The organism is Pseudomonas sp. NBRC 111131 (assembly GCF_001320525.1).
Lineage (GTDB): Bacteria > Pseudomonadota > Gammaproteobacteria > Pseudomonadales > Pseudomonadaceae > Aquipseudomonas > Aquipseudomonas ceruminis.
On the sequence record NZ_BCBH01000035.1, the window covers coordinates 1 to 17,739 of the forward strand.

General features: G+C 63.5%; 14 protein-coding genes. 7 read left to right on the forward strand and 7 right to left on the reverse strand.

The annotated features are described in order from the left end of the window. A partial coding sequence (locus tag APH34_RS23445) for a DUF4113 domain-containing protein (RefSeq protein ID WP_054903171.1) occupies positions 1-1,161 on the forward strand: 1,161 nt, incomplete at its 5' end. 116 nt (positions 1,162-1,277) lie between these two features. Here APH34_RS23445 and APH34_RS23450 read toward each other — a convergent pair. From APH34_RS23450 to APH34_RS23470, 5 genes are all read right to left on the reverse strand, one after another. Further along, complete coding sequence (locus tag APH34_RS23450; RefSeq protein ID WP_054903172.1) at positions 1,278-2,024, reverse strand: outer membrane beta-barrel protein; 747 nt, start codon at positions 2,022-2,024, stop codon at positions 1,278-1,280. 103 nt (positions 2,025-2,127) lie between these two features. Continuing rightward, positions 2,128-3,120 carry an Ldh family oxidoreductase gene (locus APH34_RS23455; protein WP_054903173.1) on the reverse strand — a complete coding sequence of 331 codons (993 nt, stop codon included), beginning with the start codon at positions 3,118-3,120 and terminating at the stop codon, positions 2,128-2,130. A gap of 48 nt (positions 3,121-3,168) precedes the next feature. After that, positions 3,169-4,467, reverse strand: coding sequence for a C4-dicarboxylate transporter DctA (gene dctA / locus APH34_RS23460; protein ID WP_054903174.1), 1,299 nt, complete (start codon positions 4,465-4,467; stop codon positions 3,169-3,171). A 264-nt stretch (positions 4,468-4,731) separates the two neighbouring features. After that, entirely contained in the window at positions 4,732-5,901 is a 1,170-nt protein-coding gene (locus tag APH34_RS23465) for a UxaA family hydrolase (RefSeq protein ID WP_054903175.1), read from the reverse strand. A gap of 2 nt (positions 5,902-5,903) precedes the next feature. Then, entirely contained in the window at positions 5,904-6,188 is a 285-nt protein-coding gene (locus APH34_RS23470) for a UxaA family hydrolase (RefSeq protein WP_054903176.1), read from the reverse strand. Between the two features lie 137 nt (positions 6,189-6,325). On the opposite strand from APH34_RS23470, the gene APH34_RS23475 reads away from it, so the two are divergent. Beyond that, complete coding sequence (locus APH34_RS23475; protein ID WP_054903177.1) at positions 6,326-7,066, forward strand: GntR family transcriptional regulator; 741 nt, start codon at positions 6,326-6,328, stop codon at positions 7,064-7,066. A gap of 76 nt (positions 7,067-7,142) precedes the next feature. Here the strand turns inward: APH34_RS23475 and APH34_RS23480 are convergent, their stop codons facing one another. Then, positions 7,143-8,915: a phosphoethanolamine transferase CptA gene (locus APH34_RS23480; protein WP_082422872.1), complete on the reverse strand. Its 1,773-nt coding sequence runs from the start codon at positions 8,913-8,915 to the stop codon at positions 7,143-7,145. Positions 8,916-9,321: 406 nt separating this feature from the next. On the opposite strand from APH34_RS23480, the gene APH34_RS23485 reads away from it, so the two are divergent. The 5 genes from APH34_RS23485 (at position 9,322) to APH34_RS23505 (ending at position 16,375) form a co-directional block, all read left to right on the forward strand. Next, positions 9,322-9,804 carry a formate dehydrogenase subunit gamma gene (locus APH34_RS23485; RefSeq protein WP_054903178.1) on the forward strand — a complete coding sequence of 161 codons (483 nt, stop codon included), beginning with the start codon at positions 9,322-9,324 and terminating at the stop codon, positions 9,802-9,804. Then, complete coding sequence (locus tag APH34_RS23490; protein ID WP_054903179.1) at positions 9,798-11,357, forward strand: NADH-quinone oxidoreductase subunit NuoF; 1,560 nt, start codon at positions 9,798-9,800, stop codon at positions 11,355-11,357. Before APH34_RS23485 ends, APH34_RS23490 begins: the two co-directional genes overlap by 7 nt. Continuing rightward, positions 11,354-14,224: a formate dehydrogenase subunit alpha gene (gene fdhF, locus APH34_RS23495; protein WP_054903180.1), complete on the forward strand. Its 2,871-nt coding sequence runs from the start codon at positions 11,354-11,356 to the stop codon at positions 14,222-14,224. The genes APH34_RS23490 and fdhF overlap by 4 nt, the downstream gene beginning before the upstream one ends. Continuing rightward, positions 14,221-14,424: a formate dehydrogenase subunit delta gene (locus APH34_RS23500; RefSeq protein WP_054903181.1), complete on the forward strand. Its 204-nt coding sequence runs from the start codon at positions 14,221-14,223 to the stop codon at positions 14,422-14,424. Before fdhF ends, APH34_RS23500 begins: the two co-directional genes overlap by 4 nt. A 133-nt stretch (positions 14,425-14,557) precedes the next feature. Beyond that, positions 14,558-16,375, forward strand: coding sequence for an ABC transporter ATP-binding protein/permease (locus tag APH34_RS23505; RefSeq protein ID WP_054903182.1), 1,818 nt, complete (start codon positions 14,558-14,560; stop codon positions 16,373-16,375). 2 nt (positions 16,376-16,377) lie between these two features. Here APH34_RS23505 and APH34_RS23510 read toward each other — a convergent pair whose 3' ends face one another. Continuing rightward, positions 16,378-17,580: an MFS transporter gene (locus APH34_RS23510; RefSeq protein ID WP_054903183.1), complete on the reverse strand. Its 1,203-nt coding sequence runs from the start codon at positions 17,578-17,580 to the stop codon at positions 16,378-16,380. Positions 17,581-17,739 lie beyond the last annotated feature (159 nt).

Genomic DNA, 17,739 nt, shown 5'->3' on the forward strand with positions numbered 1-17,739 from the left:
TCGGACGGCTGCGTGATCGCCCGATCATACGATGCCAAGCCGTTCGTGAAGATGGGCGAACCGTATTTCCAGTGCAGGGACAAGCTGCGCCAGCACGGGGTGGTGGCGTTTTCGTCCAATTACGCGCTGTATGGCGATATGAGCGAGCGTGTCATGTCGTTGATCGAATCCATGGTGCCGGCCTGCGAGGTCTATTCGATCGATGAGTGCTTCGCGGACCTCACTGGTATTGCTGGCGACCTCACTCAGCTAGGCCGCGATGTTCGGGCCAAGGTGTTGCGGTGCACCGGCATTCCCGTGGGCGTGGGTATCGCCCGCACCAAGACGCTGGCGAAGCTGGCTAATCACACTGCCAAGCGCCTGCTGAGCCACACGGGCGGTGTGGTCGATATCTGCGATCCGTTCAAGCGTGATTGGGTACTGCGTAACACCCAGGTCAAGGAGGTGTGGGGCATCGGTAAACGGATGACCGCGCACCTCGAGGCCATGGGCATTCGCACGGCGATGGACCTGGCCAAGGCCGACCCATGGACCCTCCGGCAAACATTCAGTGTGGTGGTCGAGAAGACCGCTCGGGAGCTCGCCGGCACTCCTTGTCTCGAACTTGAGGAGGCCGCACCGCCGAAGCAGGAGATCTGCTGTAGTCGGATGTTCGGCAAGCGGCTGACCGAATTGGCGCCGATTAAGCAGGCGGTGGCCACCTACACCGGGCGAGCGGCGGAAAAGCTGCGGGACCAGGGTTCAGTCTGCAAGCGCATGCGGGTAAGCATTCGCACAGGCATGTTCAATCCGGGGGAAGCCAGGTACGCCGAAGGCGCGCTGGTTGAGCTGCCCTATCCTACGAATGACACGCTGCTGCTCACCCGGGCGGCCAGCGAGGCCGTGGGGCAGATCTACCGGCCGGGTTTTCGCTACAGCAAGGCCGAAGTGCTGCTGATGGACCTGCGGCGGCCGGGAGAGTTTTCCGGGGACCTGTTCGCGATCACGCAGCCGGTGGCTTGTGACCGGCTGATGACGGTGCTGGATGAGATCAACGGTAAGTATGGGCGAGGGACGATGCGTACGGCCAGCGTCCCGCATGCCCCCGATTGGGGGATGCGCCGCGAGATGATGAGCCGTTCATATACGACGCGGATCGATCAGCTGTGGCGGGTGCACTGATCCCGGCAGTTATCGAGTGGGTGGGAACACACGTATAGCAGCGCCGACGCTGCGGACCGTGACGCGGTACGGTCGGTTGGTGCAAGCCCCGCCAACGGCGGGGCTGCCAGACGCTATCAGAAGGCCATACCCACCTTCACGCCAAACTCGTCACGCTTGAGTTTGTTGTTGTCGGCCACGGGCGAATCTTCGTCGATCTTGTACTCGGTACGGGTGTAGTACACGCCCGCCTGGATCGGCAGGTTGCCCTGCTGGTTCATCAGCAACGTGACTTCCGCATAGGGGTTGGTGCGGTCTTTCATGTCGACGGTGTCGCTGCCGAAGTCATCCACCTTCAGGCGGGCGCGGCCATCGATGGTGTGACGGGCACCCACTTCGACACGCAGGGTCGAGGCGTCGAACTGGTGGTTGTAGCCCAGTGCGGCCTTGGCAAACGGCGACTTGTAGGTCAGCTTGGTGTCCAGGTCGTTGATTTCAGGCTCGAAGCGCGTCCAGCTGTAGCCACCGCCGACGATGACGTCGACGAAGTTGCGCGCATCCAGCGCGGCACGCCAGCCGAGGTCGAGGTCGGCCTGGGCTTCCTTGAGCTTGTTGTCGTTCTTCTTGCCGTATTTTGCTTCGGCGCCGATCTGGTAGATGAAGCCGGATTCAGCGGTCATCTTGTTGCCGAAGTTGGCGAAGACGCCGCCTTGGCCCATGTGCTCCTTGTCGGAGTCGCTGCCGCCTTCGAACTTGAATTTGTCATACGAGCCAAGCAGGCCGAAGGTGAACAGAGGGTCGGTGCTTGGGGCGGCCATCGCGGCCAGCGGGGCGCCCAACAGAGCCAGGACGCAGGTGTGACGCAGCAGTTTTGCAGTAAACATTCGCCAATGTCTCCATGACATGTGAAAAAAAAGTGAATGGATTTTTTCGAGATAACGGCCACGGCGAAAGTTCAAAGAAATGCTGACACGCTGCGAAATTCGTCTAGGTGCGGTAGCCCTGCAGCTCCTCGACCAAGGCCTGTGGCAAGCAGAGGGACTGGCTGCGTTCGCGGCGTTCGGCAAGCCGCCGCTGGCCGGGCAGGCGCACGCCGGGTTGTTCAAGCATTGCCATGAACAGTGTTTCGGCATGTGTCAGGTAATCGCTGCCAACGCGCGCCGGGTCGATCAGCAACAGCAAGTGCGCCACCCCGGGCGCTTCGCCTTGTGCATCGAAGAACGAACTGGCCTGAAAGCCGAAATGGCTGCCGGTCAGGCCTGCTGTGAGCAGTTCGACCACCAGCGCCAGTGCAGCGCCTTTGGCATCGCCCATAGGCACCATGCTGCCGCCCAGGGCCGCGTCCGGGTCGGTCGTGTCAGCGCCATCTTTATCCAGGGCCCAGCCCAGCGGAATAGCCGCCCCGGCGTTCTTGGCCAACATCACCTTGCCTCGTGGCACCTTCGACAACGAGAGATCGATCACCACCGGCTCGGCGTTCAGGCGCGGTGAGGCAAAGGCGATGGGGTTGGTACCGAACAGTGGCGTGCGCCCGCCCCAGGGGGCGATCGCCGCAGGTGCATTGCTCAGGGCCAGGGCTAGCAACCCCTCACGGGCTGCCCGTTCTACCGGGTATCCGGCGACGCCGAAATGGTGGGAGCGGCGGATAGCCAACGCGGCAATACCCAGGTGCCGGGCCACCGCGGTGGCGGGTTCGAAGCCTGCGTCAATGGCGGCAAATGCCAAGCCGTTGCGGGCGTCCACCCGGACCATGGCGCCTTCGACGGTGACGTCAGGCACAGCCGCGGCGTTCACTTTGCCAGTGCGTATTTGCGCGAGGTAGAACGGCAGGCGCGACAGGCCGTGGGAGGGCAGGCCGTCTTGCTCGGCAAGCACCAATGCCCGTGCACAACTTAGCGCTGCGTGTTCCGGCATGCCGGCGCGACGCAGGGCGTGCACCGCCAGGGCCAAGGCCTGTTGAACGGTCATGTGCTCGGTCATGGGCGGCTCCTTGTGATCAATGGCTGGGTGGGGTGTTTTGCAACGGCCTCACAACACACGGCTTGCCTTGGATTCGGCCTTTGGCGCCGTTGCCGGGCGGTTGGCAGAAGCGAGTTCGGCGCGAGCCTTGGCCAGGTCGAGCTTGCCTTCCCAGCGGGCAATGGCGAGCGTGCCGACCACGTTGCCCATCATGTTGGTCAGCGCCCGTACCTCGTTGAGAATGCGGTCGATGCCCAAAATCAGCGTGATGGCCGCGACCGGGATGATGTCGTGGCTGGCCAGTGTGGCAGTCAGCACGATCAATGCTGCCCCGGCCACGCCCGCGCCGCCCTTGGAGGTGATCAACAGAATGATCAGCAGGCTCAGCTGATGGCCCCATGACAAGTCGATATTCAACGCCTGCGCCAAAAACAGCGCGGACATGGTCAGGTAGATCGCAGCCCCGTCGAGGTTGAACGAGTACCCGGTTGGCAGCACCAGGCCGACCACGGATTTCTCGCAGCCCAGGCGTTCCATCTTTTGCATCAGGCGGGGCAACACCGATTCGGTGGTCGAAGTCCCGAGGACAATCAGCAGCTCCTCACGGAAGTACTTGACCAGTGACCAGATGTTCACGCCGCAGGCGAAACAGATCGAGCCCAGGACGATGCCAATGAACAGCAGGCTGGAGACATACAGGCAGACGATGAGCATGCCCATCTGCTGCAGGGCACCGATCCCGTATTTGCCGATGGTGAACGCCATGGCGCCGAACGCGCCGATCGGTGCCAGCCACATGATCATGCCGACGATGCGCATCAGGGTTTCACCGACCTGTTCGATGACCCGAGCAGCAAGGCGGTTGCTGCGCGACATGGCCGACAGCGCCACGCCGAACAGTACGGAAAACAGCAGCACTTGCAACAGATTGCCACTGGCGAAGGCGCCGACCACGGAGTTGGGCACCAGTTGGGTCAACAGGCTGGATGACTCCTGGGCGTGAACCTCGCTCAGGTACTGGGACATCGCGCCGCTGTCCAGGCTGGCGGGGTCGATGTTCATGCCGGCACCGGGCTGCACCAGGTTGGCAACGATCATGCCCAGCAGTAATGCCAGTGAGGTCACGACTTCAAAATACACAAGTGTCTTGAAGCCGACTTTGCCCAGCTCCTTGAGGCTTTCCATCCGGGCGATGCCGATGGCCACCGTGCAGAAGATGACCAGGGTAATGAGCATTTTGATCAGGCGGACGAAGGTGTCGCCCAAGGGTTTCATTTCGACCCCGAGGGCGGGCCAGCAGTAACCCAGGATAATGCCGGCGATCAGGCCGATGATGACCTGGACATACAGGTTCTTGAGGATTTTCACGGGTGTCTCTCCGTAGCGGGTATCCCGCGCCAATCGCGTGGATCAGGGCAGGAGGGCGATCTTGTTGTTGTCGGCGCGACGCTGGGGTCAACGCGGTCGTCGTGACGGCGAGCGTTGCGGGGAGAGCACTCGAGGGTGTTGCGCGGGCATGAGCGTATTCATGAAGGTCTCCATTTATGGTTGTTTTGAGACGTACTTCTTGAAAGCAGGGTAGAGCGGGCACACGTGAAAGCGCCGTTGCCCGAAAAGGCAACGGCGTACGGGTCAAGCGCTTTCGAACAGGCGGGTCAGCACGAACTCGCGATGGCCCAGTGCCTCGGCCGCCGTGAAGCGACCGTTGGCAGTGCGCATCAGCATGTCGAGCAGGGCGTCACCGGCATCGTCCATGTTGATCTCGCGCCGCAGCAGGCCTGACACATCGACATCGATGTGTTCACCCATGGTGCGGAAGGTGCGCGGGTTGGCGCAAATCTTGATCACCGGCAGGATAGGGTTGCCGATCACGTTGCCCTGGCCGGTGGGGAAGAAGTGAGCGACATACCCTGAAGCGGCACACAGGGTGACCATTTCCGCGGCGGCGGAAGACGAATCCATGAACCACAGGCCCGGCCCGGTCGGGGCCTCGGCCTTGTCCAGTACGCCGTCTACCCGGCATTTGCGGCCGATCTTCTGGATATTGCCCAGGGCTTTTTCTTCGATCGTGGTCAGGCCACCCTCGATATTGCCCTTGGTCGGCTGCGACTCGGAAAGGTCACTGGTTTTCCAGCGGTCGATCATGGCGCTGTAGCGGTCGAACATGAACTGGAACTTCTCTCGCACGGCCGGGGTGCTGCAGCGCTCTGCAACCAGGTGCTCGCCACCGGTCAGCTCAGAGGTCTCGCCGAACACCAGGGTGCATCCTTCAGCGTACAGCTTGTCGAAGGCATTGCCGACGGTGGGGTTGGCCCCGCAACCGGAGGTGGTGTCGGATTCACCGCACTTGGTCGACACCCACAGCTCCTTGATGTCGCATGGTTCGCGGCGCAACTCGGTGGCGTACTGCACGAACTCACGGGCTTTGCGCGAAGCCGCGCAAATGGTGTTGTGGTCACCGTTCTGTTCGATCCAGAAGCCTTCAACTGGCTTGCCGGTGGCGCGAATCCCTTCCACTACACGGCGCGTCCAGCCTGGCTCGATGCCGATTACCACCACTGCTGCAACGTTAGGGTTGCTGCCGGTGCCGATCAGCGTGCGGAAGTGCAGCTCCAGGTCCTCACCGAACTGCAGGCGCCCATAAGGGTGAGGCAGGCCCAGGGTACCCTTGATGTTGTTGGCCACGGCTTCGGCCGCCGCGTTGGAGATGTCGTCCACGGGGAGAATGATCACGTGGTTGCGGATACCGACACGGCCATTGTCGCGGCGGTAGCCCATGAAAGTGCGCCCATTGAGTTCCATGCTTACCACCTCTTGGTTTTGACGTTATGGACGTGAAGGTGCTCGCCTTCGCGGATGGGCTTGATCACGCGGCCGATATCAACGCCGTACTTGATCACCGTGTCGCCTTCCTGCAGGTCGCGGATGGCCAGCTTGTGACCGATCGGAATGGCGTCACGGACGACGAATTGCAGGGTCTGGTCTTGATCCATGACCCAGCCTGTCAGCTTCTGGCCGGCTTGCACCCCTTCGACTACAACGACGCCGACGGCGTCGTCGGCGTCGTGGACGACAAAATCAATGCTCATTGTTGTTCTCCTCATTGCCGGTAAGTCATATACCGTAAGTCATGTATAGGACATAGTATGAATGATAGTCAAGGAAGTTTTTTCCATGGAAGTCGCGCTATACTTCTGCCACCTCGATTCGCCGACGACAGACGCCCATGAACGACGCCCTGCAAACCCCGCCCAAGGCCCCGACCTACCAGCCGCTGTACAGCCAGATCAAAGATTTGCTGATGGAGCGCATCAACTCGGGAGAGTGGTCACCGGGTACCTTCATCCCCAGTGAGGCCGCGTTGGCCGAAACCTACAAAGTCAGCGTGGGGACATTGCGCAAGGCGCTGAACGAGCTGGTTGCCGAGAACGTGGTGGTGCGCCAGCAGGGCAAGGGCACGTCGGTCGCGACCCATGATGCGGACCATGCGTTGTTCCGCTTTTTCAACATCGGCCGGCATGACGGCGAACGCAGCATGCCGGTGTCCATCGTGCTGGCGCGCAAGGTGCGCAAGGCGTGCGCGCAGGAAGTACAGGAGTTGGGGTTGGCGACGGGCGGCAAGGTGGTCCATATCACGCGCATTCGTGAGCTGGAGGGCAAGCCGGAAATCTACGAGGAGATCGTGCTGTGCGCCGAGCGGTTCATCGGCCTGGAAAAGCAGCCTGAAGTGCTGCCCAACACGCTGTATCGCCTTTATCAGCAGCGCTTCGGCGCGACCGTGGCCCATGCCCAGGAACGCATAATCGCCATTTGCGCCAACGAGACGCATGCCCAGGCCCTGGGCATCGGCGTGGGTACACCGCTGTTGCAGATCACGCGGATTGCGCTGGATTACCAAGGGCGGGCAATCGAGAAGCGTTTGTCGGTGGTCAGCTGCCAAAGCCATGCCTACCTGAACACCATCTAGGCAAGCAAAACAGCTGTTGCCCTGGGCGACCTGAGCTCACTCAAGTCGCCCGCCTCACACACCGGGCAAGCGCCTGTCAGATCTTGCCTGGCTTGGCCTTGATGTTGACGGCTGTTTCCTGCACGCGCTCTGCCTTGTCTCCGGGCAGGAGGTCGAACTCGTGCAGCCCGTCCTTGCGGTAGGGGTCGCCAATCCAGCGCGGCGCCAGCAAGAACTGCTGGCTCACCAGGCTTTTTGCAGGCTCGTAACGGTCGTAGCTCAGCCCAGCCAGGTCCGACAGGGTATGTATCAGGTGCGAGCTGCTGTAGGGCCTGTTGGCCATGGCCTGCAGGTCACGCGGGTGGGCGGCCTGCCAGCTGGGTGATGTCCACAGCAGGAACGGGATGGTGTACATCGGCCGGGTCGGGTCTGCTTCGTTACGGCCCAGGCGGTCATGCTTGCCAGAGCTGTAGACGTCTTCGCCATGGTCGGACAGGTACAGCAGGAAGCCGTTGGGCGTGGTGGCTGAATAGCGCTTGATCAGGCTGGACACCACGTAATCGTTGTAGCGCACGGCGTTGTCATAGAAGTTGTAGGTTTCCACCTGGCTGTCGCTGAGCACGGTCGGTGCGCCCTGGCGATCGCCGAAGTGGGCGTAATCCTGCGGGTAGCGATAGCGGTAGTCCATGTGCGTGCCAAGCAGGTGGACGATGATGAACTTGTTCGGGGCGGGGTCTTGCAGGGCCTTTTCGAACGGGTCGAGCACCACGTCGTCGTACTGGCTGGCGTTCTGGTTACGCTGGTTGTTCAGGTAGACCGGCACGTCCGTCTGCTGCGAGAACGTGGTGAGCATGGTGTTGCGCTTAGTCATCGTCTGCTGGTTGGTGATCCAGAAGGTTTTGTAGCCTGCCTGTTTCATCAGGTTGATCAGCGACGGGTCGGTGAGGAAGCGGTCGGGGTTCTGCTCGTCGCCGAAGGTGAGAATCTGTTGCATCACCTCGATGGTATAGGGGCGCGGCGAGACCACGTTGCGAAACACCGTCAGGCCCTTGTCGTTGGCTGCCAGCTTGTCGAGGTTGGGCGTGGTGTCGCGGTTGTAGCCATACAGGTGCATGTGCTCGCGGGTGGTGGACTCGCCCAGTACCAGCACCAGTGTGCGTGGCGCGTCACCGCTGCTGTCCTGCAGGTTCTGCAAGGGCGGGAGCGAGGCGTTCTGGGCTAGCAGCGCCTGCATGTTGTCCAGCTGTTGGCGGTACTGCCGGTAGCCGACCACCAGTTGCCACGGCACTGCAGGCTCCATGCGCTGTTGGACCTTTTCTGCCGCTTCGGCGAAGGTGCGCTCCTGGGTGACCATCTGCTTGTAGAACGGCAATACCAGGTTGGCCGCCAGCAACAGCACGACCACCGGCAGGCGACTGCGCAGCGGCAGCGTCACTGGGCGAACGCGTTTCCAGAGCAGCACGGCCACCGCCGTGTACAGCAGCAGCGCCAGCATCAGGCCGATATTGAAATACTGGCTGAAATATTCGCTGGCTTCGGCGGTGTTCGATTCGAACATCACGAAGATGACGCTTTGCGAGAACTCCTGGTGATAGATACCGAAGTAACTCAGGCCCACCAGCGAGGCGGCCCACAGCACCACGCCGATGACTCCGGCAGTGGCACGGGTGAAACGTGGCAACAGCAGCACCGGGGCAAGCCACAGGGTGCTGAGGAACAGGGCGTCGCGAAAGCCCGCAAAGCCGGTTGTGCCGCTGAACAGCAGGAGCGCCTGGGTGACGCCAGAGAAGTACCAGAAGAACAGCAGGAGCCAGCCCAGGCCGGCCCAGTCCACGCGCTTGGGCGAGGATGGGGTTGCGGTATTTGCCACGTGTGCCTCATTGAACCATGGCGGCAGCCGAGGGGCTGCCGCAAAGGCTGTGACGCTAGTGGGGGGATCGTGAAAATAACGTCAACGGCACATGGAAAAAGTCTTAAGGGTAGCGCAATCCGGCGCTCCAGCAATAAAGACCATAGCGGCCCCATGACCCGCGCCGTAAATCCCGACCCCTGGTCGGTTTCAGAATGCGCCTGGTCGTTCGCGTGCACCCCCCTGGGCACATTAGTGCCATGCTTGCAGGATGCTCACGGGTACAGTGCGCACAGACGCACGACCTTGGGCGAGGAGGCCGCCGCACCACGCAACCGTGACGTGGCCGGTGCGCCGCAGCAGAACACGCCGGTCACTTGCCCGTCATGACCCTCAAGGCAGGGACCGTGATGCCGAGGTCCGCTGTATGCCTGATGAACTGCTTCACCTGCCCGTGATCCACAGCATCCTGAGCCGCCACAAGGACACACCCGGTGCGCTGCTGCCGATCCTTCACGCCCTCCAGCACGCCATCGGCTTCATCCCCGACACTGCCGTCCCCGACATTGCCCATGCCCTGAACCTCAGCCTGGCCGAAGTGCGCGGGGTGATCAGCTTCTATCACGATTTTCGCACCTCGCCGCCAGCGCGGCACACACTGCGCCTGTGCCGCGCGGAGTCGTGCCAGAGCCGGGGCAGTGACGCCCTGGCTGCGCAACTGCGCGAGCAGTTGGCGCTGGATGATCACGGCACCAGCGCCGACGGCGCCATCAGCCTGCGCCCGGTGTACTGCCTGGGGGCCTGCGCCTGTTCGCCGGCGCTGGAGCTTGACGGGCAGCTCCACGCGCGCCTCACCCCCGAGCGCTTGCGGGCCTTGGTGAACGGTTGCCTGGAGGACACCCCATGTTGAAGCTGTTTATTCCCTGCGACTCGGTGGCCCGCGCCGTGGGCGCCGACCTCGTTGCCCAGGCCCTTCAGCGTGAAGCCGAGCGTCGTCAGCTGCCGCTGGACATCCAGCGCACCAGCTCGCGCGGCTTGTACTGGCTGGAGCCGCTGGTGGAGTACGCAAGCGGCGAAGCCCGCAAGGGGTTTGGCCCAGTCACCCCCGAAGACGTCCCTTCACTGCTGGACGCGTTGGCGGAGCAGCCCGACGGCCACCCGCTGGCACTGGGGCCCGTGGAGGAAATTCCGTACCTGAAGACCCAGCAACGCCAGCTGTTCGCCCGCGCCGGTATCACCCGGCCGTTGTCGCTGGATGACTACCGCAGCCATGGCGGTTTCACAGGCCTTCAGCGCGCCATCGCGCAGGGCGCCGCCGAGGTGGTCGCCGCCGTGCTCGACTCCGGCCTGCGTGGCCGTGGCGGGGCGGCGTTCCCGGCCGGCATCAAGTGGCGCACGGTGCGTGACGCCGGCGCAGGGCAGAAGTATGTGGTGTGCAACGCTGACGAAGGCGATTCCGGTACTTTCGCCGATCGCATGCTGATGGAGGGTGACCCTTTCCTGCTGATCGAAGGCATGATCATCGCTGGCCTCGCTGTCGGCGCAGACAAGGGCTACCTCTACGTGCGCTCGGAATACCCGGCTGCCATTCACGTACTCGATCAGGCCCTGGCTATAGCCCGCGCTGCCGGCTACCTGGGCAAAGACGTGGCGGGCAGCGGCTTCGCTTTCGACCTGCAGGTCCGGGTCGGCGCTGGCGCTTACATCTGCGGCGAGGAAACCGCGCTGCTCGAATCCATCGAAGGCAAGCGCGGCATCGTCCGCGCCAAACCACCGCTACCGGCATTGCAGGGGCTGTTCGGGCGGCCGACGCTGGTGCACAACGTGCTGACGCTGGCTTCGGTGCCCGTCATTCTCGCCAAGGGCGCGGCGTTCTACCGTGACTTCGGCATGGGCCGTTCGCTGGGTACTTTGCCGTTCCAACTGGCGGGCAATGTTCGCCAGGGTGGCCTGGTGGAGCGCGCCTTCGGCTTGACCCTGCGCGAGCTGGTCGAAGGCTACGGCGGTGGTACGGCCAGTGGCCGGCCATTGAAAGCGGCGCAAGTGGGTGGCCCGCTGGGCGCCTGGGTCCCGCCCAGCCATTTCGACACCCCGCTGGACTACGAGGCGTTCGCCGCCATGGGCGCGATGATCGGCCACGGCGGCGTGGTGGTGGCCGACGATACGCTGAACATGGCCAGCATGGCGCGCTTCGCCCTGCAGTTCTGCGCTGAAGAATCCTGTGGCAAATGCACCCCGTGCCGCATCGGCTCGACCCGTGGCATGGAGGTGGTCGACCGCCTGATCGCCACCCGCGACCTCACCGAGCGCCACGACCAGGCCCTGTTGCTGCGCGACCTGTGCGACACCCTGCAGTACGGCTCGCTGTGCGCCATGGGCGGCATGACCGCCTACCCGGTGGCCAGCGCGCTCAAGTACTTCCCCGCCGATTTCGGGCTGACCACCACGGAGGCCGCGCAGTGATCAATTACTTCGACCCTGAGACCGATCTCGGCACGCCCGAGCGCCACAACGCCGTGCAGGTCAGCCTGAGCATCGATGGGCGTAGCATCAGGGTGCCGGCCGGCACTTCCGTGATGCGTGCTGCGGCCCTGCTCGGCACCAGCATCCCCAAGCTCTGCGCCACCGACAGCCTGGAAGCTTTTGGTTCGTGCCGTTTGTGCATGGTCGAGATCGACGGCATGCGCGGCTACCCGGCATCCTGCACCACGCCGGTCAGCGAAGGCATGGTGGTGCGCACGCAAACGCCGCGCCTGGCTGGCCTGCGACGCAACGTCATGGAGCTGTACATCTCCGACCACCCCCTCGACTGCCTGACCTGCTCGGCCAACGGCAACTGTGAACTGCAGACGGTCGCCGGCCAGGTCGGCCTGCGCGAGGTGCGTTACGGCTATGACGGTGCCAACCACCTGGCCGAGCACAAGGACGTGTCCAACCCGTATTTCGACTACGAACCCAGCAAATGCATCGTTTGCAGCCGCTGCGTGCGCGCCTGCGAAGACATCCAGGGCACCTTCGCCCTGACCCTCACCGGCCGCGGTTTCGCCTCGCGGGTGGCCGCGGCGGGGGGTGACGACTTCCTCAGCTCCGAATGCGTGTCGTGCGGTGCTTGCGTGCAGGCCTGCCCAACCGCCACGCTGACCGAAAAAAGCCTGGTCGAGCGCGGCCAGCCGGAGCGGGCGGTGATTACCACGTGCGCCTACTGTGGTGTCGGCTGCTCGTTCCGTGCCGAAATGAAAGGCGACCAGCTGGTACGCATGGTCCCGGACAAGAACGGCGGCGCCAACCATGGGCACGCCTGCGTCAAGGGCCGCTTCGCCTGGGGCTATGCGACCCACCCGGACCGTATTACCACGCCGATGATTCGCAAACGCCTGGAAGACCCCTGGCAGGAAGTCAGCTGGGAGGAAGCGGTCACTTATGCGGCCCGCGAGTTGCGGCGTATCCAGCTCAAGTACGGGCGCGACTCGATTGGTGGCATCACCTCCAGCCGCTGTACCAATGAAGAAGCCTACCTGGTGCAGAAACTGGTGCGTACGGCGTTTGGCAACAACAACGTCGACACCTGTGCGCGGGTCTGCCATTCGCCCACCGGCTATGGCCTCAAGCAGACCCTGGGTGAATCGGCCGGTACACAGGGCTTCGATTCGGTGATGCAGGCCGATGTAGTCCTGGTGATCGGTGCCAACCCCACTGACGCTCACCCGGTGTTCGGCTCGCAGCTCAAGCGCCGCCTGCGCCAGGGCGCGCGGCTTATCGTCATCGACCCCCGACGCATCGACCTGGTGAACTCGCCCCACGCCCGTGCCGAGTTGCACTTGCAGCTGCGCCCAGGCACCAACGTGGCCATGCTCAACGCCTTGGCCCATGTGATCGTCACGGAGGGCCTGCTGGCGCAACGCTTCATCGATGCCCGTTGTGAACCCGAGGACTTTGCGCGCTGGCGCGCCTTCGTCAGCCTGCCGGACAACGCCCCTGAGGTGCTAGGCCCCGTTTGTGGCGTGCCGGCCGAACAGATACGCGCTGCCGCCAGGCTCTATGCCAGCGCTGGCAACGCGGCGATCTACTACGGCCTGGGAGTGACCGAACACAGCCAGGGCAGCACCGCAGTGATGGGCATCGCCAATTTGGCCATGGCCACCGGCAACATCGGCCGTGAGGGGGTAGGGGTGAACCCGCTGCGTGGCCAGAATAACGTGCAGGGTTCGTGCGACATGGGCTCGTTCCCCCATGAACTGCCAGGCTATCGGCACATCTCCAACGAGGCGGTGCGAGCCGAGTTCGAGCAGGCCTGGGGCGTGACCTTGCAGCCCGACCCAGGTCTGCGTATCCCCAACATGTTCGAGGCGGCGCTGGATGGCAGCTTCAAGGCGCTGTACTGCCAGGGCGAGGACATCGCCCAGAGCGACCCCAACACCCAGCACGTCACCGCAGCGCTGCGCGCCATGGAGTGCGTGGTGGTGCAGGACATCTTTCTCAACGAGACGGCCAAATTCGCCCATGTGTTCCTGCCGGGCAGCTCGTTCCTGGAGAAGGACGGCACCTTCACCAATGCCGAGCGGCGTATTTCGCGGGTACGCAAGGTCATGGAGCCGCTGGCGGGCAAGGCCGACTGGGAAGCCACCGTAGCCCTGGCCAACGCCCTGGGCTACCCGATGCGCTACCGCCACCCTGGCGAAATCATGGACGAAATCGCCCGCCTGACGCCGAGCTTCCACCGCGTCAGCTACGCCGAGCTCGACCGCCACGGCAGCCTGCAGTGGCCCTGCAACGATGCCGCGCCCGACGGCACGCCAACCCTGCATATCGATCAGTTCGTGCGCGGCAAGGGGCGTTTCATGCTCACCGGTTACGTGCCCACGGACGAGAAGGTCAACCACCGTTACCCGCTGCTGCTGACCACTGGGCGCATCCTCAGCCAGTACAACGTCGGCGCCCAGACCCGGCGCACCGGCAACGTCGCCTGGCATGATGCCGACCGCCTGGAAATCCACCCGAGCGATGCCGAAAGCCGCGGCATCCGTGACGGCGACTGGGTCGGTATCGGCAGCCGCGCCGGGCAGACGGTGTTGCGCGCCAAGGTCAGTGGCCGGGTGGCGCCGGGGGTGGTGTACACCACCTTCCACTTCCCCGAGTCCGGCGCCAACGTAATCACCACAGACAATTCCGACTGGGCCACCAACTGCCCCGAGTACAAGGTCACGGCGGTGCAGGTGATGAAGGTGTTCCAACCGTCGCAGTGGCAGAAGCGCTATCAGGACTTCAGCGATGAGCAGCGGCGTTTGCTCGAGGAGCGCCATTGTGCGAAACACGCCGAGGTGCGCCGATGAGCAGCGACAACCTGGTCAAGATGGCCAACCAGATTGCCCACTACTTTGACAGCGAGCCTGATCATGGCTTGGCAGTGAAGGGGGTGCGGCAGCACTTGCAGAGCTTTTGGACGCCGGCGATGCGCCGGCAGTTGGGGGATTGGATCGAGGCGAATGCGGGGGAAGGGGTGGACCCTAAGGTGGTGGAGGCATTGACTTAGCGTTCGCTTGTACGCCGCGTGGCCACAGGAATGGCGTTAGCTTCTGGAACAAAAATGAAATGTCCGTCATGTTTGCCAGGCCCCACCCAGCGCAATGCTACGCTCGCGGAAACATTCGTCACGGATACCTACCATGGACATGAACTGGCACCAGGCCCTGCAAGAGAGCCTGAGCTGGCTTGCAATCGCCTCGTTCATCACATTGATCGGCTTTACCCTTTGCGCGACCTTGGCCGTGAGGTACACGCGCTGGGGCGGCCAGTTCTGGCAGCTCGCCGGCCCGTATTTCACCTTCAGGCGCAGTTGGCGGCCACTGCTGGTGTTTGCCGCGCTGCTGGTCCTGACGCTGTTTTCGGTGCGCATGAACGTGCTGTTCTCGTTCTGGTACAACGGCTTCTACAGTGCCCTGCAAGCCCTCGACCAAACGGCCTTCTGGTACCTGCTTGGGGTGTTTGCGGTACTGGCTACCCTGCATGTGCTGCGCTCACTGCTCACGTTCTACGTGACCCAGGCCTTCAGCATCCGCTGGCGAGTCTGGCTGACCGAACGCTTGACCAGTGACTGGATGCACGGCGATGCCTACTACCGTGGGCAGTTCCTTGCAGAGCCCGTGGACAACCCCGACCAGCGTATCGAACTCGACGTCAACGCGTTCGTCAGTAACTCCGTGTCGCTGGCCCTCGGTGCCGTCAGCGCCCTGGTGTCGCTGGTGGCCTTCACCGGTATTCTCTGGGGCCTGTCGGCGCCGTTGGCGGTGGCGGGTGTGGAAATCCCACGGGCGATGGTGTTCGCGGTATACGTCTATGTGTTGATCGCCACCTGGATCGCCTTCCGCCTTGGGCGGCCGTTGATCCGCCTGAACTTCCTCAACGAAAAACTCACCGCCAACTTTCGTTACGCGTTGATGCGCCTGCGTGAAAACGCTGAAAACGTTGCCTTTTACCAAGGCGCGCCGGTCGAGCGGGCGACGTTGCTTGGCCGCTTTGGTGCGCTGATCATCAACGTGTGGGCGCTGGTGTTCCGAAACCTGAAGTTCAGCGGCTTCAACCTGGGCGTCAGCCAGGTCGCCGTGGTGTTCCCGTTCATCCTTCAGGCACCGCGGTTTTTCAGTGGCGCGATCAAGCTCGGCGATGTCATGCAGACGTCTCAGGCGTTTGGCCAGGTTCAGGATTCGCTGTCGTTCTTCCGTGAGTCCTACGATACCTTCGCCCAGTACCGCGCCACGCTCGACCGTCTGACCGGTTTTCTCGATGCCAACCAGCAGGCCAGCGAACTGCCGCGGGTCAGTACCAAGGCGCAGACCCAGGCCCTGGATATCGTCGGCCTACAGGTCCGCCGCCCCGACGGTCACGCGTTGATCGCCGACCTCGACCTGCGCCTGCACGCTGGCCAGGCGTTGCTGATCAAAGGCCCTTCGGGCAGCGGCAAGACCACCTTGTTGCGTGCCCTGGCTGGCTTGTGGCCCTACGCTGAGGGCGAGGTCGGGCGGCCCATCGGCACCGAGGCGCTGTTCCTTTCGCAGCGCCCTTATCTGCCCCTGGGTGACCTGCGTACCGCCATTGCCTACCCGGCCGATGCAGCGCCGCAGGACCATGGGCGCATGCAGCAGGCCCTGCGCCAGGTCAACCTGGCCCACTTGGCTGAACGGCTGGAGGTGAGCTGCGACTGGTCGCATATCCTGTCAGTCGGCGAGCAGCAGCGGCTGGCATTCGCCCGGGTGCTGTTCAACCGGCCGCACGTGGTGTTTCTCGACGAGTCCACCTCGGCGATGGATGAAGGGCTGGAGCATGCGCTGTATTCGCTGTTGCGCAGCGAGATGCCGCAGACCTTGCTGGTGAGTGTCGGCCACCGCAGCACGCTGGCGGGGTTCCATACCCATCGGCTGGAAGTAGACGGGCAAGGGGGGTGGTCGTTGCTGGAGCAGCGGCCGGAAGTCGAGATTCCGGTATAGGTTTAACGCAACGTACCCACACCCACCAAGGTGGCCCCCGCGAACCCGGCGCCGACCAGAAAGGTAGCTTGGAAGCCGACCCCATCCCACAACAGCCCGGCCACCACACTGGCCACCAGCAGGGCGACGCCGGTCAGCAGGTTGAACAGACCGAAGGCGGTGCCGCGCAGGTTGACGGGGGCGCTGTCGGCGATCAGGGCGGCGAAGATGCCCTGGGTAAAGCCAAGGTGCAGCCCCCAGGCCACCACGCCCAGTACCAGACCTGCCCAGCCCGGCATCAGGGCCAGCAGCAGGTCGGCGGTGACGAGCAGGGCAAGACCGATCATCAGCACGCCACGGCGGCCGGCACGGTCCGAGAGGACCCCGGCCGGGTAAGCCGACAGCGAGTAGGCCAGTGCCATCAATACCAGCACTGCCGGTGCCCATAGCGGTGCCAGGCCCATGTCTTGGGCACGCAGCAGTAAAAAGGCTTCGCTGAAGCGCGCCAGCGTGAAAGCCATGGCCAAGCCGGTCAGCCGCCAATAGACCGGCCCCAGCCGCACCCGTTCACCCCAGGCCAACGGCATGCGCACCGGCTGCGTCGAGTGTGGTGCCTGGGGCTCGTGTACGAAGGCGACCAGGATGTAGACGGCAAGAAAGGCGGGGATCACTGCCACCCAGAACACCGTCTGGAAATGGCTCGCGGTCAGCCACATCAGCCCGATCGCCAGCAATGGCCCCAGGAAGGCACCGACAGTGTCCAGCGCCTGGCGCAGGCCGAACGCCGCGCCACGCAGCTCGGCCGGCGTCACATCGGCCACCAGCGCATCCCGCGGCGCACCGCGGATACCCTTGCCGATACGGTCGACGAAGCGCGCCCCGATCAGCCAGTCCAGCCCCGACGCCAGGGGGAACACCGGTTTGGTCAGCGCACCCAGGCCATAGCCCAGCACCGTCAGCAGCTTGCGCTTGCCCAGACGGTCGCTGAGGGCGCCGGAGAAGACCTTGGTGATCGACGCGGTCGCCTCGGCGATGCCTTCGATTACACCCACCGCCACCACCGACGTGCCGAGGACAGTGACCATGTACAGCGGCAGCAGGGCGTGGATCATCTCCGAGGAAATGTCCATGCACATCGACACCAGGCCCAGCGCCCAGACGCTGCGGGGGATCTTTGGCAAGGCCTGGGCGGTGACCCTGTGCGGGTTTTTCTCGACGCTGCGCATCGTCCCCTCGGCAGTGTGGTTACGTTCGAAACTGTAGGAGCCATTCGGCAGGATGCAAATCGGATGAGCGGGCAGGGCGCGAAACGCTGCGATATGCAGACGTGATCGGGCGGCGCCAGAAAGGGATGCGGCGGCCTTGATCCCAGTCTTTAGACAAGT